Origin of the sequence: Enterobacter sp. V87_3 (genome assembly GCF_029967835.1) — a bacterium.
Classification (GTDB): domain Bacteria; phylum Pseudomonadota; class Gammaproteobacteria; order Enterobacterales; family Enterobacteriaceae; genus Enterobacter; species Enterobacter cancerogenus.
The window spans coordinates 111364-130607 of sequence record NZ_JASCAM010000013.1; the positions used below are offsets into that span (position 1 = coordinate 111364).

Sequence of the window (19244 nt, forward strand, 5' to 3'; positions counted from 1 at the left end):
GCGAATCCCGCAAAGATTAGAAGTTGTAACCCACCACCAGGTAACCACCCCAGCCGGTAGAACGCACGCTGAAGTCGCCGTTGCCGAAGTTCAGGCTGGCGTCATCGTTCCACTGACCACCATTGTGCCAGTAACGCGCCACGACAGAGTAGTGCCAGTGATCGTAGTTCAGCGCCAGAATGTGGCTGGAGGCGATGGAGTCGTTGGTGCGCGCTTTACGGCCATTCAGGTCGCGGAAGTCGTTATCGCCCAGGTCTGAACCCCAGTCAAAGTTGGTGAAGCCGATGTAGCTCAGGTTGCCGCCCCACAGCTGGGTCAGTGGCACAAAGTATTTCACTTTGAAACGGTAGCCGTCCCACTCGTTCTCGTTCGCTGCACCGTAGTTCTGCCACTGGTATTTCGCGTAGACGTTCATGGACAGGCTCATTGGCAGGCCGGTTTCAATGTCCGTACCCAGACCCATGTACCAGGTGCTCTGACGACCGGAGGCGTTGCGGCCCATGTCGTAGATGTAGTTGTTTGCGAAGTACCACTCTTTAAACGGACCAAACGCCAGGCTGGTGCCGGTCAGCTTATCAATGGAGAAACGTGGTTCGATTTCCATGAACAGCGGAGAACCGTGGTTCCAGATACCTTTCGCGTCGGTGTTACCGCCGAAGAAGACCGGCGCATCCATATAACCGTAGAAATCAAACCAGTCTTTTTTAGCGAACGCTTCGTATTCCAGGTAGGTATCGTTGCGGATCTGCGGTCCAAAACGGGTGTGGTAGCTGCCCACCACGTTAACGCTCTGATGCCACCAGTCGGAAACATATTCTGGTTTGTTATTTTCCGCTGCGTTAACAGTGAAAGAGGAGGACAATGCCAGCGCTGCACCGGCTGCGAGTAATGTTTTTTTCATAATCATGCCACTGATTGAAATTCCCTTCCGGGAGTGAAAAATGCGCGAATTGCGTTTCTAAATATTTCGTGTTTCTGCGGAGCCTATTATAGGAATCCCTGCTCACAAAAATACGTGTTGTTTCACAGTTCTCTCACATACGTAATCGATTGCGTTCACGTTTGCGTACTTTAAACGGCGGGGATTGTATCGACAACCATTTATGTTGCCAATGTTTTCAGCGTGTAAATGTTAGCGGAGTAACAGCGTACTCCGCTAAAGGGGAGGATTATTGCGCGGCGGGCTGGATGTCGTGGATGCGAACAAAGCCTAACTGGTCCGGCGTGAGGCCGTTCAGCTGAACCGGGATATCAACATCGCTCGGCGCGAGCGTGCTGGCAGGGGCCGTGATCAGCTGATTCTTCACGTTCACCTCCTGGAAACTTTCCGTGGTGCCCTGGATCTGGCCCCACTCTACGGTGCCGCTAAACGCCGGCAGCGGATCGTTGGATTCGCCCTGAATACGCAGCGTGGCGCGCGTGCCTTCGGCGTTCGGCGCGAGGTTAACCAGCGACATTTTCAGCATGCCGATCTGGCTGTTCAGGCGCGCAGGCGTATTGGCGCCGGGCAGAAGATACACACCGCTGGCGGATTTTGCATTCAGCGCGTTTTGCTGCGTGATTTTCACGGTTTCTTTATTCAGTTTGTCCATCGCCGTGTTAAGCGTATTCACGCTTTGTTTCATCTCGCGGACTTCAGTTTGCTGTGCGCATGCGCTAAGGGTGAACAGGCTTCCCACCAGGAGAATTCTTAGGTAACGTCTTGTCATTGCGTTTATTTCCCTTGAAATAACGGATGCGTGTAATGGTAGCCAGCATCCTGTCGTCAGGCATAGATCCTTTGTCTCAAAAAGCTCTTCCTTTGTTGTCGGGCCAGATCAGGGTAAAATGAAACTCAGTTAACCAGATAACAGGGATACCGTATGCATTGCCCATTCTGCTCCGCTGTGGATACCAAAGTCATCGACTCTCGCCTGGTGGGCGAAGGGTCCTCCGTACGCCGCCGTCGGCAGTGTCTGGTGTGCAACGAGCGTTTCACCACCTTTGAGGTGGCCGAACTGGTGATGCCGCGCGTGGTCAAAAGCAACGATGTCCGCGAGCCGTTCAATGAAGAGAAGCTGCGCAGCGGGATGCTAAAAGCGCTGGAAAAACGGCCCGTCAGTGCAGATGACGTCGAAATGGCGTTAAACCACATTAAATCGCATCTTCGTGGGTTAGGGGAGCGCGAGGTGCCAAGCAAAATGATTGGCAACCTGGTGATGGAGCAGCTTAAAAAGCTCGATAAAGTTGCCTATATCCGCTTTGCCTCGGTCTACCGCAGTTTCGAAGATATCAAAGAGTTTGGCGAAGAGATCGCCCGCTTACAGGATTAAACGCATGCAGGATGAGATTTACATGGCGCGAGCCATGAAGCTGGCGCAGCGCGGGCGTTTTACCACCCATCCTAATCCGAACGTCGGGTGCGTTATCGTGAAAGACAGCGAGATCGTCGGCGAAGGGTTCCACTACCGCGCGGGTGAGCCGCATGCCGAGGTCCACGCGCTGCGGATGGCCGGCGAAAAGGCGCGGGGGGCAACCGCCTACGTGACGCTGGAGCCGTGCAGCCACCACGGGCGCACGCCGCCGTGCTGTGAAGCGCTGATTGCGGCAGGTGTCTCGCGCGTTGTCGCGTCTATGCAGGATCCGAATCCGCAGGTGGCCGGGCGCGGGCTGTACCGCTTGCAGCAGGAAGGGATCGACGTTAGCCACGGCCTGATGATGCAGGATGCGGAAGCCCTCAACAAAGGCTTCCTGAAGCGTATGCGAACCGGGTTCCCCTATATTCAGCTTAAGCTGGGCGCGTCTCTGGACGGCCGCACGGCGATGGCCAACGGTGAAAGTCAGTGGATCACCTCGCCGCAGGCAAGGCGCGATGTGCAACGTCTGCGCGCGCAAAGCCATGCTATCCTCACCAGCAGTGAAACGGTGCTGGCCGACGATCCGGCGATGACCGTGCGCTGGGACGAACTGAACGCCGATACCCAGGCGCTCTACCCGCAGGAAAACCTGCGCCAGCCGCTGCGCATTGTGATTGATAGCCAGAACCGCGTTACGCCTGAACACCGTATCGTGCACCAGCCCGGTGAAACGCTGTTTGCCCGCACCAAAGACGATTCACGTCAATGGCCGGAAGGCGTGCGCAGCATTATGGTGCCGGAACACAACGGCCATCTTGATTTAGTGGTGCTGATGCTGCTGCTGGGCAAGCAGCAGGTGAACAGCATCTGGGTTGAAGCAGGGCCGACGCTGGCCGGTGCGCTGTTGCAGGCGGGGCTGGTGGATGAGCTGATTGTCTACGTGGCCCCTGTGCTGTTGGGCAACGACGCGCGCGGCCTGTTTGTGCTGCCTGGCCTTGAAAAACTGGCCGATGCACCGCAACTCAAATTCAGCGAGATCCGTCCGGTAGGCCCGGATGTTTGCCTGCACTTAACGACAGCATAATTGCTCCCGAAATAGGGAAGCAGTATGCAAAGTATTATGATAAAATCCGCCCCCCTGCGGGGCCAAATGAACCCGTAAAGGAAGAGTATGAACATTATTGAAGCTGCTGTAGCTACCCCGGACGCTCGCGTCGCCATCACCATTGCGCGTTTCAACAACTTCATCAACGACAGCCTGCTGGAAGGTGCAATTGACGCCCTGAAACGTATCGGCCAGGTAAAAGATGACAACATTACCGTTGTTTGGGTTCCAGGTGCTTACGAACTGCCACTGGCAGCGGGCGCGCTGGCGAAAACCGGTAAATACGACGCGGTGATTGCCCTGGGTACGGTTATTCGTGGCGGCACTGCGCACTTCGAATACGTAGCGGGCGGTGCAAGCAATGGTCTCGCACACGTCGCCCAGGACGCTGAAATTCCTGTCGCGTTTGGCGTGCTGACCACCGAAAGTATTGAACAAGCCATCGAACGCGCTGGCACCAAGGCCGGTAACAAAGGTGCAGAAGCTGCACTGACCGCGCTTGAAATGATCAACGTATTGAAAGCCATTAAGGCCTGATTTTTTTGTAAGGGGAATTCCGTGAAACCTGCTGCTCGTCGCCGCGCCCGTGAATGTGCCGTTCAGGCACTTTACTCCTGGCAGTTGTCCCACAACGACATCGCCGATGTTGAGTACCAGTTCCTGTCAGAACAGGACGTGAAAGACGTCGATGTTCTGTACTTCCGTGAACTGCTGTCGGGAGTGGCGACTAATAGCGCGTATCTCGATGGCCTGATGAAGCCATACCTGTCCCGTCTTCTTGAAGAGCTGGGTCAGGTTGAAAAAGCAGTGTTGCGTATCGCGCTGTTCGAGCTGTCCAAACGTGATGATGTGCCGTACAAAGTGGCCATCAACGAAGCGATCGAACTGGCGAAAACCTTCGGCGCTGAAGACAGCCACAAGTTTGTTAACGGCGTGCTGGATAAAGCCGCACCTGCGATCCGTCCCCACAAAAAGTGATCCGCAAACCGGAGTCTTGCACTGCCTCACCGGCAGTGCGGCTCCGGTTTTTTCTTTTATTTGCTGAGGCATAACGTATGGCATGCGGCGAATTCTCCCTGATTGCCCGTTATTTCGACCGTGTCAGAACCTCTCGTCTTGATGTTGAAACTGGCATTGGCGATGACTGTGCACTTCTCAATATTCCTGAAAAACAGACGCTGGCTATCAGCACCGACACCTTAGTCTGCGGACGTCATTTCCTTCCCGATATCGATCCTGCTGACCTGGCGTATAAAGCGCTGGCGGTTAACGTCAGCGATCTGGCGGCGATGGGGGCCGATCCCGCGTGGCTGACGCTGGCCTTAACCCTGCCGAATGTCGATGAAGCCTGGCTTGAAGCCTTTAGCGATGCGCTGTTTGATCAGCTCAACTATTACGATATGCAGTTGATCGGGGGAGACACCACGGCCGGGCCGCTGTCGATGACCCTGGCGATCCACGGCTATGTTCCCGCTGGGCGGGCCCTGAAGCGTTCCGGGGCCAAACCGGGCGACTGGATTTACGTTACCGGTACGCCGGGGGATAGCGCCGCAGGGCTGGCGATCCTTCAGGACCGTTTAACCGTTGAAGATAAAGACGATGCGGCGTATCTGGTCAAACGCCATCTGCGCCCAACGCCGCGTATTCTGCACGGCCAGGCGCTGCGCGATCGCGCCAGTTCGGCTATCGATCTGTCTGATGGCCTGATCTCCGATCTCGGTCATGTCCTCAAGGCCAGCGGCGTGGGTGCGCGTGTCGATCTCGACCTTTTCCCGCTGTCAGAACAGCTCCTGCGTCACACAGAGCCTGAGCAGGCGTTGCGCTGGGCGCTGTCCGGTGGTGAAGATTACGAGCTGTGCTTTACCGTTCCGGAACTGAACCGCGGGACGCTGGACGTTGCGTTAGGGCATCTGGGCGCGCGGTTTACCTGCATCGGGCAGATTATGCCGGAAAGCGAAGGGCTGCAGTTTGTCCGGGATGGCTCGCCGGTCACGCTCGACTGGAAAGGGTACGATCACTTCGGGTGATTCTGTACGCTCCGTGTTGCCGGGTGGCGGCTTCGCCTTAACCGGCCTACGCGAGCATATGATTTTGTAGGCCGGGTAAGGCGAAGCCGCCACCCGGCTTTTGTTTATTTAAACCCCACCACCGGATGCTGCTCGTACGGCGTCTCAAGCTCGGCAATCTGTTCTGGCGTCAGCGTGATGTCTACCGCGTTCAGCAGTTCGTCCAGCTGCTCCTCGCGCGAGGTGCCGATAATCGGTGCCGCAACGCCACGTTTGCTCAGCAGCCATGCCAGCGCCACCTGCGCGCGCGTTGCGCCGGTGTCATCGGCAATGCCCGCCAGGCGCTCCGCAATCACGGCGTCGCTGCTTTCCGTATTTTCATACAGCGTTTTACCGAACGCATCCGATACCGAGCGGGCTGTCGTTTCCCCCCACGGGCGGGTTAAGCGTCCCCGCGCCAGCGGGCTCCACGGGATCACCGCTACCCCTTCCTGATAGCACAGGGGCAGCATCTCGCGCTCTTCTTCGCGATAGATCAGGTTGTAATGGTCCTGCATTGAGACAAATCGCGCCCAGCCGTGCTGCGCCTGCAGATCCAGCGCCTGGGCAAACTGCGACGCATGCATCGACGACGCGCCGATGTAACGTGCTTTACCCGCGTTGACCACGTCATTCAGGGCCTCCAGCGTCTCTTCGATGGGCGTATTGTAATCCCAGCGGTGGATCTGCAGCAGGTCGACGTGATCCATGTTCAGGCGGCGCAGGCTGTCATCGATGGAGCGCAGGATCTGCGCCCGGGACAACCCTTCGGCGAGATCGCCGACCTGATGGTAAACCTTCGTCGCAACGACGACCTCATCACGACGGGCAAAATCGCGCAGGGCGCGGCCCACGATCTCCTCGCTGCTGCCGTCGGAGTAGCTGTTGGCGGTGTCAAAGAAGTTAATGCCGCCCTCAAGGGCGCGTTTGATGATGGGGCGGCTGCTCTCTTCCGGCAGCGTCCAGGCGTGATTCCCGCGGTCAGGCTCGCCAAACGTCATGCAGCCCAGGCAAAGTCGGGAAACCTTGAGGTCTGTTTTTCCTAATGTTGTGTATTGCATGGTTCCACTCCTGCTGTTTTTAAACCTGATGTTTAAGCATAGCAGGAGCGGAAAAGGGGAGGGATTACGCCAGCCAGGCGCGAATTTTGGCTTCGATACCGGCGGCGTCAAGGCCAATCGCCGCGCGGGCTTCGTCCTGGGTGCCCTGCGGAATAAAGTGATCCGGCAGGCCGAGGTTCAGTACCGGCACCCATTTACGGTTCGCCATCAATACTTCGTTCACGCCGCTGCCCGCGCCGCCCATAATGGCGTTTTCTTCCAGCGTGACCAGCATCTCGTGGCTGGCGGCCATCTCAAGAATAAGCGCCTCGTCGAGCGGTTTCACAAAGCGCATATCGACGAGCGTCGCGTTCAGCGTGTCGGCGACCTGAGCGGCTTCCGGCATCAGCGTACCGAAGTTGAGGATGGCGACTTTCTCACCGCGACGCTTGACCAGGCCTTTGCCGATCGCCAGTTTTTCCAGCGGCTTAAGTTCGACCCCCACGGCGTTGCCGCGCGGATAGCGAACCGCACTTGGGCCATCCTGATAGTGGTAGCCAGTAAACAACATCTGACGACATTCGTTTTCATCTGACGGGGTCATGATCACCATGTCAGGAATGCAGCGCAGGAATGACAGGTCGAACGCCCCCTGGTGCGTCTGGCCGTCGGCACCGACGATGCCCGCACGGTCGATAGCAAACAGCACCGGCAGCTTCTGGATAGCCACGTCGTGGATCACCTGGTCGTAGGCGCGCTGCAGGAAGGTGGAATAGATCGCCACAATCGGCTTATAACCGCCAATCGCCAGCCCGGCGGCGAAGGTCACCGCGTGCTGCTCGGCAATCGCCACGTCGAAATACTGATCAGGGTATTTTTTGGAGAACTCCACCATACCCGAGCCTTCACGCATCGCAGGCGTTACGGCCATCAGCTTGTTGTCTTTCGCGGCGGTTTCGCACAGCCAGTCGCCAAAGATTTTGGAATAGCTCGGCATGCCGCCGCTGCTTTTTGGCAGACAGCCGCTGGTCGGGTCAAATTTCGGTACCGCGTGGAAGGTGATCGGATCTTTTTCCGCCGGTTCGTATCCGCGTCCCTTTTTGGTCATGATATGCAGGAACTGCGGCCCTTTGAGATCACGCATGTTCTTGAGCGTGGTCACCAGTCCCAGCACGTCGTGGCCGTCGACCGGGCCGATATAATTAAAGCCCAGCTCTTCAAACAGCGTGCCCGGCACAACCATGCCTTTGATATGTTCTTCCGTACGCTTGAGCAGCTCTTTGATTGGCGGCACGCCGGAGAAGACCTTTTTGCCGCCTTCCCGCAGGGTGGAGTAGAGCTTGCCGGAGAGCAGCTGCGCCAGATGGTTATTCAGCGCGCCGACGTTCTCGGAGATCGACATTTCGTTATCATTGAGGATAACCAGCATGTCTGGCTTGATATCACCCGCGTGGTTCATCGCCTCAAAGGCCATGCCTGCGGTGATCGCGCCGTCGCCAATAACGCAGACGGTGCGACGCTGTTTATTCTCTTTTTCGGCGGCAACGGCAATCCCGATCCCGGCAGAAATCGACGTGGACGAGTGGCCGACGCTCAGCACGTCATACTCGCTCTCACCGCGCCACGGGAACGGGTGCAGGCCGCCTTTCTGACGAATGGTGCCAATTTTATCGCGACGTCCGGTCAGAATTTTGTGCGGATATGCCTGGTGTCCCACGTCCCAGATCAGCTGATCGAACGGCGTGTTGTAGACGTAGTGCAGCGCCACGGTCAGTTCAACCGTGCCAAGCCCGGAGGCGAAATGGCCGCTGGAGCGGCTGACGCTGTCGAGCAGGTAGCGACGCAGTTCGTCGCACAGCTTCGGCAGGTTCTCTTTCGGCAGCAGACGCAGCTCCTGGGTGGAGTCCACTAACGCCAGTGTCGGGTATTTGGCAATATCAAAACTCATCAAAGGCTCATCGAGATAGGTAGTTTATTTATTACGCTGGATTATGTAGTCCGCTAGCGCTTCCAGTGCCGAGGTATCCAGGGATTGCGCGGCCAGCTGACTCAGCGACTGACGGGCATCCTCTATCAGATCTCGGGCTTTACGCTGGGCTTGCTCAAGTCCCAGCAGGGCGGGGTAGGTACTTTTGCCAAGCTGCTGGTCCGCACCCTGACGTTTACCCAATGTTGCAGTATCGCCCACCACATCCAGAATGTCATCCTGAACCTGGAACGCCAGACCGATGCTTTCTGCGTATCTGTCCAGAATCGGCAGGGCTTTCCGCCCTTTCTCCCCGGCGCTCAATGCCCCCAGTCGAACGGCGGCACGTATTAATGCCCCCGTTTTATGGCGATGAATACGCTCCAGCTGTTCAAGATTCACCTGACGGCCTTCGGCTTCCAGATCCAGCGCCTGTCCGCCGCACATGCCGGCCACGCCGCTGGCCATCGCCAGTTCGGACACCATGGCCAGACGATCGCGGTCGCTCACTTCGACCATCGGCGCATCGCTCAGAATCGAGAACGCCAGCGTTTGCAGGGCGTCTCCGGCCAGAATGGCATTCGCCTCGCCAAACTTAATGTGGCACGTTGGCTGGCCGCGACGCAGATCGTCATCGTCCATGGCCGGTAAATCATCGTGGATCAGCGAATAGGCGTGGATGCACTCAACGGCAGCGGCCGGGGCGTCCAGCGTGGCGTCGCTGATACCGAACATGTTGCCCGTGGCATACACCAGGAACGGCCGCAGGCGCTTTCCACCCAAGAGTGCGCCATAGTGCATGGCTTCAACCAGTGGAGTGTTCTGAAAAGGCTGTGGCGCGATAAAACGGCGCAGGGCGTCGTTGGCGCGCACAACGCGCGCCTGAAGCTCGGTGGCAAAATCCATTTACTCGGCGTCCGGTGTGAAGGGCGCAGGTTTGGCATCTTCGGCATCAGAGAGCAAGATCTGCACGCGCTGCTCGGCCTGCTGCAGTTTGACCTGCCCCTGGCGCGCCAGCTGCACGCCGCGTTCGAATTCGTTCAGCGCCTCTTCCAGCGGTAAATCGCCGCTTTCAAGACGGGTTACGATGTGCTCCAGTTCATTCAGCGCAGTTTCGAAACTGGCCGGTGCGTCGTTCTTCTTCGGCATAGTGAATTGACTCTTATATTCTCAGCCCCGACATGGTAACGGACTCGGGGCAATTATCAAATAACGCGCAATGTGCACAGGAGCCGCGCGATGGTGGTATACTTGCGCGCCTGGAAGCAGCCTTCGGTTATAGGGGCTGCTGTACTTTTCCATTACAAGCCTTATCGCTTGCCTAAGAAACATTGCCGCCATGAAGTTTATCATTAAATTGTTCCCTGAAATCACCATCAAAAGCCAATCTGTGCGTTTGCGCTTTATTAAAATTCTCACCGGGAACATCCGTAACGTATTAAAGCACTACGATGACACCCTTGCCGTGGTGCGTCACTGGGACCACGTAGAAGTTCGCGCGAAAGACGAAAACAAACGTCTGGATATTCGCGACGCGCTGACCCGCATTCCGGGTATCCACCACATTCTTGAAGTGGAAGATGTACCCTTCACTTCCCTGCATGACATCTTTGAGAAGGCGCTGGCGCAGTATCGCGATCAGATCGAAGGCAAAACTTTCTGCGTGCGCGTGAAGCGTCGCGGCAAGCATGAGTTCAGCTCAATTGAAGTAGAACGCTACGTTGGCGGCGGTCTGAACCAGCACGTTGAAACGGCGCGCGTGCGTCTGACTCACCCTGACGTGACCGTGAATCTCGAAATTGAAAACGATCGCCTGCTGCTGGTGAAAGGCCGCTACGAAGGTATCGGCGGGTTCCCGATCGGCACGCAGGAAGATGTGCTGTCGCTGATCTCCGGCGGTTTTGATTCCGGCGTTTCCAGCTATATGCTGATGCGTCGTGGCTGCCGCGTTCACTACTGCTTCTTCAACCTGGGCGGAGCGGCGCATGAAATTGGCGTACGTCAGGTGGCGCATTACCTGTGGAACCGCTTCGGCAGCTCCCACCGTGTACGCTTTGTGGCGATCAACTTTGAACCGGTTGTCGGTGAAATCCTGGAGAAGGTCGACGACGGTCAGATGGGCGTGGTGCTCAAGCGCATGATGGTGCGCGCAGCGTCGAAAGTGGCTGAGCGCTACGGCGTGCAGGCGCTGGTCACCGGCGAAGCGCTGGGCCAGGTGTCGAGCCAGACCCTGACCAACCTGCGCCTGATCGATAACGTCTCCGACACGCTGATCCTGCGCCCGCTCATCTCCCATGACAAAGAGCACATCATCGATCTGGCGCGTGAAATTGGCACCGAAGATTTCGCCCGTACCATGCCGGAGTATTGCGGCGTGATCTCGAAAAGCCCAACCGTGAAGGCGGTGAAGGCGAAAATCGAAGCGGAAGAAGAAAACTTCGATTTCAGCATCCTTGAGAAAGTGGTGGCCGAAGCCTCTAACATCGATATTCGCGAAATTGCCCAGCAGACCGAGCAGGAGGTCGTAGAAGTTGAAACCGTGAACGGTTTCGGTCCTGACGACGTGCTGCTGGATATCCGTTCTGTGGATGAGCAGGAGGCGAAGCCGTTTGAGCCAGAAGGTGTTGAAGTGGCCTCGCTGCCGTTCTACAAGCTGAGCACCAAATTTGGCGATCTGGATAAGAGCAAAACCTACCTGCTGTGGTGTGAGCGTGGCGTGATGAGCCGTCTGCAGGCGCTCTATCTGCGCGAGCAGGGCTTTGCCAATGTGAAGGTGTATCGCCCGTAGCGTTCTTGCCCGGTAGCGCGAGCGCTACCGGGCCTGCGATTCTATGCTCTTTTTGGCCGGGTAATCGACAATGGAAAAAAAACATAAGTACTGGGAAATCAAAGAGAGAATCAAAAAAGATATTCTCAATGAAGTCTACAAAAAGGGCGAGAGCATTCCGTCGGAGCGCGATCTTGCCGGTATTTATGACGTTACGCGCGTAACGGTTCAGAAAGCCATGGCGATGCTGGTACAGGAAGGGTATATCGAGCGTATCCACGGCAAGGGCATGTTTGTTTTAAAAAATACTGCCAGCAATATTTACATTCTGAATAATGAAAAGAGTGACAGTATTCTTGGGTTTTCCCGTGAATTTCAGGGGCGGGTCAACGTAACCAGCCGCTTGCTGACGTTGACGACCCTTCACGCCGACGCGGCGCTGGCACAGCACCTCGAAATTGCGCAGGGTGATGATGTCTGGTTTATTCGCCGTATCCGTTTACTGGACGGACAGCCGGTGTTAATTGAAGACAGCAATATTCCTCACAAGGTGGTTGCCACTGTTCCGCAGGCTATTCTCGAAGCGGGATCGCTGTATGGCTATATCGAAGACTTTACTGGTAAGAAAATCAGCGACGCCGATTCACTGATTGAAGCGGATCTGTTTGATGAGGCGCTGGCGGCCCATCTCAATATTCTGCCAGGCCAGCCGATGTTGAAAATTACCGAAGTCACGCGCCTCGATGACGGTAGAGCGTTTAACTTCTCCATCAGCTACAACCGGGCAGATATTTTCCGCGTCAAGAATATGCACATCAAACGATAACAGGCGCATCAGCGCCTGTTTCTCTTTTACAGCTTAGCGGCTGCCGCTTTATCAACAATGATCCTTAACCGTGGGTGCGGCTTTAGCAGCGTCGCGGGAACCGCCGGGTCCGGTGCGGAATTGACGGTTGTTGCGATGATGTCGGCTTTTTTCTCGCCGCTTGCCATCAAAATAATGGCCCGTGAGGCCAGGATAGTCTTCATCCCCAGCGAAATGCCCTGACGGATATGACGCTGCTGGCCGAAGTATTTAACCGAAACGGCCTGCGTCACCGCATCCAGATCCACGACGTGGCAGCCGGTATCAACGGCGGCGCCCGGTTCATTGAAGCCGATATGGCCGTTCATACCGATCCCCAGCACAATGATGTCTGGCCCGCCGTGGGCCGCAATAAAGTTATCCACACGCTGGCACTCTTCCTCGGGGGAGTTCGTCAGGCCGTCAAAAAAACAGATCTGATCGTCGCGCAGGGCCAGGTGGCTAAAGAAATGGCCCCATACCATCTCCCGGCAGCTGCCTTTATCGGCCTGGCCCAGACCCAGCCACTCATCCAGGCCAACAAATGCCGCACGGGTAAAATCGACCTTACCCTGTTTGCTGGCGCGCACCAGCGCGGCAAAAACGCCCAGCGGCGTATCTCCACCCGCGATGCAAATCAGCGCGTCGGGTTTTTGCGTAACCGTTTCAAAGACCGCTTTCGCCACGGCGTCACTCAGCGCCGCATAATCTTCTGTCTGTTCTACGTTCATTGTGCGTCCTTACGTTTGGCGTACTGGGGTAAATAACGGTGGTTGACCTCAAGGTATTCGTTAAGGATCTGCTCTGCCGCGGCGGCAGATGGCACCAGGGGATTGACGCTCAGCGCCAGCAGCGCCGTGTCGTAATGTCCGGTGACAGCGGCTTCAACGGTCAGCTCTTCGTAGGCCTTCACGCTCTGGATCAGGCCGCGGATCTTCACGGGCAGCCTGCCATAGGCGAGGGGATGCGCGCCGTTTCGGTCGATCATGGCGTTGGTTTCCAGCGTGACGTGATCCGGCAGATCGGGCGTTGTACCCCTGTTAGGAACATTTACAACGTGGATCTCTTTTTTATCGTTATAAATAGCGCTGATGATCGAGCATGCGGTATCGGAGTACCAGGCGCCTCCGCGCTGCTCCAGCTCTTTCGGCTTGTGCGCGAGATGAGGGTCCTGATAAAGCGTAAAAAGCCGTTGCTCAATTTCGCGCGTCTGCTCGCCGCGAGTTCCCTTTGTATTCGCATCGCGCAGCGCGGCGTCGGTCATCTCGCGGGTCAGGAAATAGTATTTCAGGTAGGAGATAGGGTACATGTGGAGCGCCCTGGCAAAGCGGGCGCTGAACCCAATATCCGGTATATTTTTCAGAGAGTTATTTGCGCTGCCCTCGGCCAGTTTCTCAATAAAGTCGTCGGTATAATCCTCTCCCTTGAGGAAAATTTGATCGGCAAAAATAAGATGGTTCAGACCAATAATGCGTGCGTAAACGTCCGATTTCTGCACACCGTAGGCTTTGGCGATGTCCATCATCATGCTGTTTGCGCCACTGCAAATGCCTATGGTCCGAATGGCCGAGTGGCGGGTGATCGCCTCGGTGACAATCCCGGCCGGGTTGGTGAAGTTAATCAACCAGCCGTTCGGGCACCATCTTTCCATGTCCTTACAGATATCCAGCAGGACCGGGATCGTGCGTTGGGCTTTCATAAACCCGCCGGGACCTGTCGTCTCTTGCCCCAGAACGCCGTATTTTAGCGGAATTTTTTCATCGTTGATGCGGGCATCAAGGAAGCCGACGCGCAGCTGCGTGGTGACAAAATCGGCATCTTTCAGCGCCTCTTCCCGATCGAGCGTCAGGTGGATATTCATCGGGAGCCCGGCTTCAGCTACCATGCGCTGGGCCAGCTTTCCGACAATCTCCAGCTTCTCTTTTCCCTCTTCAATATCGAGCAAATAATAATCGGTGACCGGCAGCTCTGCGTAGCGTTTGATAAAACCGTCGATCAGTTCTGGCGTATAGCTGGAGCCGCCGCCAATAGTGACAACCTTGAGCTTTTTCATCGTGGTTCCTTTTTACAAGATGGGGTCGGAAAGCGTGTCCGCATTGCGGCGGGCATTCTCTTCGGCCGCTTCGGTTTCAAGCTGTTTGCGCTCGGCCAGTTTGAAAAACGGCAGCCAGACCAGGGCGGAAATAACCAGCGTGCAGACGGACCAGATCACGGCAGGGATATTGCCGCCGGTCACGAACCATGCGGCGAAGATCGGCGGCATGGTCCAGGGGATCTGTAAGACGGGGCGACCGATGATGTCGAAGTACATCAGCGACCAGGTTGAGATGCACAGGATCATCGGCGTCAGGGTAAACGGGATCATCAGCAGTGGATTGAAGACAATCGGGCAACCGAAAATGACGGGTTCATTAATACAAAATATCGCGGAGGGCAGGGAGAGCTTGCCCACTGATTTGTACAGCCGACTGCGGGAACGCAGCATGGCAATGACAAGCCCCATGGTCGCGCCCGTTCCGCCCAGGCACATAAAGACGATATAAAACCCGTCGGCGGTAATATGGGGAATGGGCTGATGATGCAGATAGGCCTGGGTATTTTCAGCGATGTATTTCAGGAAAATGGGGCTGGTGATGCCGGAAAGCACATTGTCGCCATGTATGCCGCAGCACCACAGCAGCGAAATCAGAAAAATAAGCACCAGCATGCCCGGCAGCGAACCGAGGCCGGAGACAAGCGGGCTGAGCAGCAGGGTGAAGAAGTGGTTGATATCAAAATTCAGGATGACCCGAATCAGCCAGATCAGAGTGATTGCCACCGCGGCGGGGATCAGGCTCGCAAAAGATTGCGCCACGGCAGGAGGCACGCCCTCCGGCAGGGTGATCACGACGTTGTGCCGGATAAAAAATCGCACAATTTGCACCGTCAAAATCGCCAGGATGATGGCAGAAAACAGCCCCGCGGCACCAAGATTGTCAACGTTGAGCTGATAGTTGTCGTTGAGTTGTGCCAGTAAGAAAACCACCAGCGTGACTATGCTGCAGGTGATGGCGTTGAGGTTGTACTCCTTCGCGAGGTTGTAGCTGATACCCACCGCAGAAATCAGCCCTATCGCACCAAAGGTAACAGCCACCGGGGCGCTGAGCTTTTCGGCAAACGGGCCAAGCCATTCACTCCAGCCGGGTAACGGTAGATTGGCGAGAATGAGAAACAGGCTGCCGGTGATGGTGAAGGGTAAGGTCAGCGCAATACCGTTGCGCACGGCGACCAGTATTTTATTTTCGCCTACGCGAATCAGTACAGGAATGACTCTGCGCTCAAGAAATGTAATCACATTGCTTACTCCAGAAGAGATTTCTGCTCTCCCGCCGCTGTTGATGTTATCAGGCTTTGCTGGCGGATTTTTAAACTGGTATATACCAGTTGGGTGCAGTTTTTCACGGTTCTTTTAGCCTGTCAAACAGGCGTGCAACGTGGTAGAAATATGATTATTTCTATGAAAATAAAGGTTTTTTTTAGGTGTAAAACGGTGGGGTGAAGCTTCAGGGCAGGGAAATGAATCGCAGAATTGTGACGCTGGCTGCACTATTTCTCCAGGGCAGACGGGCCAGCGCGTTGCCAGCCCGGAAGGACATCAGGCTTCGTAGAAATTATAAATTCCCGCCGCCATCACCAGCGACGAAGCCACTTCGTAGGCCTTCTCGCGCCCGACCAGCAGGTCGATAATCTTCAGCCCGAAATCAATCGCCGTACCCGGTCCCTGGCTGGTGAGCAGGTTGACGCGCGGGTCCCAGACAACGCGCTTGTCCACCCACTGATCTTCCGGGATGGTCTCTTTGAGCGCAGGGAAGCCGGTCATGTTGCCAATCGGGAAGAGATCGTGCGGCACCAGAACTGTGCCGGCTGAGGCGCAGATAGTGGCGACGATGCGCCCTGAAAGGTGAAACTGACGAACGGTCTCAACCAGCAACGGGCTGTCGCGAAAACACTCCGCGCCTTTCAGACCGCCAGGCAGCACGATGATGTCGTAATCGCCATCCGCCACCTGCACCAGCGGCGCATCGGCGAGGATCTTCACGCCGCGTGAGCAGGTGACAGCCAGGTTGCCGTCGCTGGCCACGCTGGCCGTTGTGACGGCGATACCGCCGCGTACCATCACATCGATGGTGGTCACGGCTTCCATTTCTTCGCTACCAGGGGCGAGGCAGACCAGTGCCGACACGCTCATATTCACTCTCCTTACGTTTAACCAGGTCATACAGGCGGGCGTTTTCCGGCACTGCAACACCGTGCGCGCGAGCGCGTTTTAACAGATAGCCGGTGATATAGTCGATTTCGGTATGGCGTAGCGCCCGAACGTCCTGCAGCATCGACGAGATATTTTCTGCCGTACTATCAATTACCTGGTCGACATAATAGCGTAAATCCTCCGCCGACGTGTGCAGGCCTTCACGCTCAATCACTGCCGCCACCTCGGCACACAGCACGGCAACCTCCTGCGGATGATTTTGCAGCTCGCCGTTGGGGCAATCCCACAGCGCGGTCAGCGGATTTATCACGCAGTTCACCGCCAGCTTACGCCACAGCTGCGGGCGAATAGTGTTGTGCCAGGCCACGTCCGGCAGCACGCTTTGCAGAACGTCAGCCAGATAGCTGTAGTCGCCATCCTGTTCGCGGGCAGGGCCGATGTGTGTTACGCCGCTGGCAACGTGGACGATGATGTTGCCATCCCGACGCGCGGCATGGGTGGTAATGCCCATCAGCAGCGGCTGCGCGATGCTTTTCAGCTCATCAAGGGTTCCCATGCCGTTGTGCAGCAGCAGAATAGGCGATGTCGGGGGGAGTTGGGCCGCCAGGGCTTTTACCGCATCTGAAACCTGCCACGCTTTCAGCGTGACCAGCAGCAGATCGCTTTGCGCCAGAAAATCCGGATCGTTGGCGGTGAGTGATTCGTTAAAGATGCTTCCGTCTTCATCAATCAGGTTTACACTACAATAGGGCTGTGGCACACGCAGCCAGCCCTGTACCTCGTGTCCGTGCTTGCACAGCGCCGTCAGCCACAGCTGACCAAGCGCCCCGCATCCGAGCACTGTTATTTTCATTGTTCCTCCTCACCTGCAACTGCGCCAGGTGTTACGGCCTAAGTATAGCGCCGTCAGCTAAGCTTCTCGTTATGCCTCGTTACGGGTATTATGCAACGCAACAAAAATGAAGGGAGAAGAAAAGATGCCATCTTTCGATATTGTTTCCGAAGTTGATATCCAGGAAGTCCGCAACGGCGTGGATAACGCAAGCCGTGAAGTTGAGTCACGTTTCGATTTTCGTGGCGTTGAGGCGACGTTTGAGCTGAACGACGCAAATAAGACCATTAAAGTGCTGAGCGAGTCTGATTTCCAGGTCAATCAGCTGCTCGATATTCTGCGCGCCAAGCTGTTAAAACGCGGCATTGAAGGCACCTCGCTGGACGTGCCGGAAGAGTTTGTCCACAGCGGGAAAACCTGGTTTGTTGAAGCCAAACTCAAGCAGGGTATTGAGAGCGCGGTGCAGAAGAAAATCGTTAAGCTCATCAAGGACAGCAAGCTGAAGGTCCAGGCGCAGATCCAGGGCGAAGAGATCCGCGTTACCGGTAAATCCCGTGATGATTTGCAGGGCGTGATGGCGCTGATCCGCGGCGGCGATCTGGGACAGCCATTCCAGTTTAAAAACTTCCGCGATTAAGACGAAAATGCCCGGTCAGACCGGGCATTTTTTCAGGCGTTTAGCGCCTGCTCCACTTCAAACCGGTTGGTGACTTTGCTGTCAATTTTGACATAGGCGCTGCGCTCTTCCGGGACGATAAGCACTTCATTCACCCCTTCCGTGGCCTCAAGCCGCTGTTTCAGCGTTTCGCTAATCTCTATGCCCTCAGGGATTTCAACGCGCAGGCTGCTCACGTAGCGTGGCTCTTTCATGGTGCTGGAGACAAACAGCCAGACCATCGCCAGCAGCGCCCCCATCAGGAATACGGTTTGCGAGTCAAACAGGCCGTCCACCCAGCCGCCGAGCGAGCCGCCGATAGCCACGCCGAGGAACTGGCTGGTGGAGTAAATGCCCATCGCCGTGCCTTTATAGCCCGCAGGAGACTCTTTGCTGATCAGCGACGGCAGCAGGGCTTCCATCAGGTTAAACGCCAGGAAGAACAGTTGCACGCCGGCAACCAGCTCCCAGAAGTGCGGGCCAGAGCCCCACAGCACGATCTCAGATATCAACAGCAGCGCCACGCAGCCCACGAAAACGCGCTTCATCTTGCGCTTCACTTCGGCATAGATAATAAACGGCACCACCGAGAGGAAGGAGATGAGCATCGTCACCAGATAAATTTTCCAGTGTTCTTCCGCCGGGAAGCCCGCTGCCGCCAGCTGGCCCGGCAGGGCGACAAAGGTCGACATCAGCAGAATATGCAGACACATAATGCCGAAGTTCAGCTTCAGCAGGCGCGGTTCAACTAACACTTTGCTGAAGCAGCCTTTCACCATGCCGGATTCACGGTTGAGGACGTGGTTTTTGCTGTCCGGCACCACCCACAGGGTTAAGGCGATACCCACGCTCGCCAGCACGGCGATCATCCAGAACAGGGCGTGCAGGCCGAGGTGATGGGTAATGATCGGGCCGAGAACCATCGCGATGGCAAAGGTGACGCCAAAGCTGACGCCGATAAACGCCATCGCCTTGGTGCGGTTTTGCTCGCGGGTTAAATCCGACAGGAGCGCCATGACGGCAGCGGCAATCGCGCCGGAGCCTTGCAGGGCGCGGCCAAGAATAATCCCCCAGATGGAGTCGGAGAGGGCGGCAATCACGCTGCCGATCACAAAGACGAGCAGCCCGCCGACGATCAGCGGTTTACGGCCCACGCGGTCTGACAACAGGCCAAAGGGGATCTGGAAAATGGCCTGGGCTAAACCATAGATACCAATGGCCAGGCCAATCAACGCTTCGCTGGCACCCTGAAGCGCCATGCCGTACGTGGTCAGAACAGGCAGGACCATAAACATGCCAAGCATACGTAGCGAGAAAACAGTCCCTAAACCCCAGGTCGCGCGCAACTCGCCCGGCGTCATTTTATAATCGTTCATTACCACCTCTACCAAAAAGCAGGCCATAG

20 protein-coding genes are annotated in these 19244 nt (G+C 56.3%); 8 read left to right on the forward strand and 12 right to left on the reverse strand.

Going from position 1 to position 19244, the window contains the following annotated elements; all coding sequences use genetic code 11:
- Positions 1-16: 16 nt before the first annotated feature.
- The gene (locus QLG21_RS05595; RefSeq protein WP_042321399.1) at positions 17-901 is read right to left on the reverse strand and encodes a nucleoside-specific channel-forming protein Tsx; all 885 of its coding nucleotides are present in this window, start codon (positions 899-901) and stop codon (positions 17-19) included.
- 268 nt (positions 902-1169) lie between these two features.
- On the reverse strand, positions 1170-1709 hold the full coding sequence (locus tag QLG21_RS05600) for a DUF3251 domain-containing protein (protein ID WP_006176871.1): 540 nt from the start codon (positions 1707-1709) through the stop codon (positions 1170-1172).
- A 153-nt stretch (positions 1710-1862) separates the two neighbouring features.
- Here QLG21_RS05600 and nrdR point away from each other — a divergent pair, with 153 nt between their 5' ends.
- The 5 genes from nrdR (at position 1863) to thiL (ending at position 5468) form a co-directional block, all read left to right on the forward strand.
- Complete coding sequence (nrdR, locus tag QLG21_RS05605; RefSeq protein WP_006176872.1) at positions 1863-2312, forward strand: transcriptional regulator NrdR; 450 nt, start codon at positions 1863-1865, stop codon at positions 2310-2312.
- A gap of 4 nt (positions 2313-2316) precedes the next feature.
- A complete protein-coding gene (gene ribD, locus QLG21_RS05610) occupies positions 2317-3420 on the forward strand; it encodes a bifunctional diaminohydroxyphosphoribosylaminopyrimidine deaminase/5-amino-6-(5-phosphoribosylamino)uracil reductase RibD (protein ID WP_282484034.1) in 1104 nt (367 codons plus the stop codon).
- Between the two features lie 87 nt (positions 3421-3507).
- The gene (gene ribE, locus QLG21_RS05615; RefSeq protein ID WP_006176874.1) at positions 3508-3978 is read left to right on the forward strand and encodes a 6,7-dimethyl-8-ribityllumazine synthase; all 471 of its coding nucleotides are present in this window, start codon (positions 3508-3510) and stop codon (positions 3976-3978) included.
- A gap of 21 nt (positions 3979-3999) precedes the next feature.
- Positions 4000-4419, forward strand: a complete 420-nt coding sequence (nusB, locus tag QLG21_RS05620; RefSeq protein ID WP_014882759.1) for a transcription antitermination factor NusB — start codon at positions 4000-4002, stop codon at positions 4417-4419.
- A gap of 77 nt (positions 4420-4496) precedes the next feature.
- Complete coding sequence (thiL, locus tag QLG21_RS05625) at positions 4497-5468, forward strand: thiamine-phosphate kinase (RefSeq protein ID WP_282484035.1); 972 nt, start codon at positions 4497-4499, stop codon at positions 5466-5468.
- Between the two features lie 104 nt (positions 5469-5572).
- On the opposite strand, the gene QLG21_RS05630 is transcribed toward thiL, so the two are convergent.
- From QLG21_RS05630 to xseB, 4 genes are all read right to left on the reverse strand, one after another.
- Positions 5573-6547, reverse strand: a complete 975-nt coding sequence (locus QLG21_RS05630; protein ID WP_042320800.1) for an aldo/keto reductase — start codon at positions 6545-6547, stop codon at positions 5573-5575.
- Positions 6548-6611: 64 nt separating this feature from the next.
- Complete coding sequence (gene dxs, locus QLG21_RS05635) at positions 6612-8474, reverse strand: 1-deoxy-D-xylulose-5-phosphate synthase (RefSeq protein WP_101738167.1); 1863 nt, start codon at positions 8472-8474, stop codon at positions 6612-6614.
- Positions 8475-8498: 24 nt separating this feature from the next.
- The gene (gene ispA, locus QLG21_RS05640) at positions 8499-9398 is read right to left on the reverse strand and encodes a (2E,6E)-farnesyl diphosphate synthase (protein WP_137849216.1); all 900 of its coding nucleotides are present in this window, start codon (positions 9396-9398) and stop codon (positions 8499-8501) included.
- A complete protein-coding gene (gene xseB, locus QLG21_RS05645) occupies positions 9399-9641 on the reverse strand; it encodes an exodeoxyribonuclease VII small subunit (RefSeq protein ID WP_006176880.1) in 243 nt (80 codons plus the stop codon).
- A gap of 190 nt (positions 9642-9831) precedes the next feature.
- On the opposite strand from xseB, the gene thiI reads away from it, so the two are divergent.
- On the forward strand, positions 9832-11280 hold the full coding sequence (gene thiI, locus QLG21_RS05650) for a tRNA uracil 4-sulfurtransferase ThiI (RefSeq protein ID WP_282484036.1): 1449 nt from the start codon (positions 9832-9834) through the stop codon (positions 11278-11280).
- Between the two features lie 70 nt (positions 11281-11350).
- Positions 11351-12085, forward strand: coding sequence for a GntR family transcriptional regulator (locus tag QLG21_RS05655; RefSeq protein WP_101738166.1), 735 nt, complete (start codon positions 11351-11353; stop codon positions 12083-12085).
- 26 nt (positions 12086-12111) lie between these two features.
- Here QLG21_RS05655 and QLG21_RS05660 read toward each other — a convergent pair whose 3' ends face one another.
- The 5 genes from QLG21_RS05660 to panE all read right to left on the reverse strand — a co-directional run bounded on the left by QLG21_RS05660 (position 12112) and on the right by panE (position 17205).
- Positions 12112-12834, reverse strand: a complete 723-nt coding sequence (locus QLG21_RS05660; protein WP_137849213.1) for a glucosamine-6-phosphate deaminase — start codon at positions 12832-12834, stop codon at positions 12112-12114.
- On the reverse strand, positions 12831-14156 hold the full coding sequence (locus tag QLG21_RS05665) for a 6-phospho-beta-glucosidase (protein WP_101738164.1): 1326 nt from the start codon (positions 14154-14156) through the stop codon (positions 12831-12833). Before QLG21_RS05665 ends, QLG21_RS05660 begins: the two co-directional genes overlap by 4 nt.
- A gap of 12 nt (positions 14157-14168) precedes the next feature.
- Entirely contained in the window at positions 14169-15437 is a 1269-nt protein-coding gene (locus tag QLG21_RS05670) for a PTS transporter subunit EIIC (protein ID WP_137849212.1), read from the reverse strand.
- Between the two features lie 300 nt (positions 15438-15737).
- Positions 15738-16331 carry a protein deglycase YajL gene (gene yajL, locus QLG21_RS05675; protein ID WP_101738162.1) on the reverse strand — a complete coding sequence of 198 codons (594 nt, stop codon included), beginning with the start codon at positions 16329-16331 and terminating at the stop codon, positions 15738-15740.
- Positions 16294-17205: a 2-dehydropantoate 2-reductase gene (gene panE / locus QLG21_RS05680; RefSeq protein WP_006176883.1), complete on the reverse strand. Its 912-nt coding sequence runs from the start codon at positions 17203-17205 to the stop codon at positions 16294-16296. The genes yajL and panE overlap by 38 nt, the downstream gene beginning before the upstream one ends.
- Before the next feature lie 124 nt (positions 17206-17329).
- Between panE and QLG21_RS05685 the strand changes: the two genes are divergently transcribed.
- A complete protein-coding gene (locus QLG21_RS05685) occupies positions 17330-17821 on the forward strand; it encodes a YajQ family cyclic di-GMP-binding protein (protein WP_042320808.1) in 492 nt (163 codons plus the stop codon).
- Between the two features lie 32 nt (positions 17822-17853).
- On the opposite strand, the gene QLG21_RS05690 is transcribed toward QLG21_RS05685, so the two are convergent.
- Complete coding sequence (locus QLG21_RS05690) at positions 17854-19215, reverse strand: MFS transporter (RefSeq protein ID WP_282484037.1); 1362 nt, start codon at positions 19213-19215, stop codon at positions 17854-17856.
- Positions 19216-19244: the final 29 nt, after the last annotated feature.

Excerpts from the sequence above, each read along its gene's own strand:
- QLG21_RS05690 (WP_282484037.1), bottom strand. The coding sequence starts at position 19,215 with ATGAACGATTATAAAATGACGCCGGGCGAGTTGCGCGCGACCTGGGGT.
- thiI (WP_282484036.1), top strand. The coding sequence starts at position 9,832 with ATGAAGTTTATCATTAAATTGTTCCCTGAAATCACCATCAAAAGCCAA.
- ispA (WP_137849216.1), bottom strand. The coding sequence starts at position 9,398 with ATGGATTTTGCCACCGAGCTTCAGGCGCGCGTTGTGCGCGCCAACGAC.
- ribE (WP_006176874.1), top strand. The coding sequence starts at position 3,508 with ATGAACATTATTGAAGCTGCTGTAGCTACCCCGGACGCTCGCGTCGCC.
- ribD (WP_282484034.1), top strand. The coding sequence starts at position 2,317 with ATGCAGGATGAGATTTACATGGCGCGAGCCATGAAGCTGGCGCAGCGC.
- QLG21_RS05655 (WP_101738166.1), top strand. The coding sequence starts at position 11,351 with ATGGAAAAAAAACATAAGTACTGGGAAATCAAAGAGAGAATCAAAAAA.
- panE (WP_006176883.1), bottom strand. The coding sequence starts at position 17,205 with ATGAAAATAACAGTGCTCGGATGCGGGGCGCTTGGTCAGCTGTGGCTG.
- QLG21_RS05630 (WP_042320800.1), bottom strand. The coding sequence starts at position 6,547 with ATGCAATACACAACATTAGGAAAAACAGACCTCAAGGTTTCCCGACTT.
- thiL (WP_282484035.1), top strand. The coding sequence starts at position 4,497 with ATGGCATGCGGCGAATTCTCCCTGATTGCCCGTTATTTCGACCGTGTC.
- QLG21_RS05660 (WP_137849213.1), bottom strand. The coding sequence starts at position 12,834 with ATGAACGTAGAACAGACAGAAGATTATGCGGCGCTGAGTGACGCCGTG.
- QLG21_RS05600 (WP_006176871.1), bottom strand. The coding sequence starts at position 1,709 with ATGACAAGACGTTACCTAAGAATTCTCCTGGTGGGAAGCCTGTTCACC.
- dxs (WP_101738167.1), bottom strand. The coding sequence starts at position 8,474 with ATGAGTTTTGATATTGCCAAATACCCGACACTGGCGTTAGTGGACTCC.
- xseB (WP_006176880.1), bottom strand. The coding sequence starts at position 9,641 with ATGCCGAAGAAGAACGACGCACCGGCCAGTTTCGAAACTGCGCTGAAT.
- yajL (WP_101738162.1), bottom strand. The coding sequence starts at position 16,331 with ATGAGCGTGTCGGCACTGGTCTGCCTCGCCCCTGGTAGCGAAGAAATG.
- QLG21_RS05685 (WP_042320808.1), top strand. The coding sequence starts at position 17,330 with ATGCCATCTTTCGATATTGTTTCCGAAGTTGATATCCAGGAAGTCCGC.
- QLG21_RS05665 (WP_101738164.1), bottom strand. The coding sequence starts at position 14,156 with ATGAAAAAGCTCAAGGTTGTCACTATTGGCGGCGGCTCCAGCTATACG.
- QLG21_RS05595 (WP_042321399.1), bottom strand. The coding sequence starts at position 901 with ATGAAAAAAACATTACTCGCAGCCGGTGCAGCGCTGGCATTGTCCTCC.
- nrdR (WP_006176872.1), top strand. The coding sequence starts at position 1,863 with ATGCATTGCCCATTCTGCTCCGCTGTGGATACCAAAGTCATCGACTCT.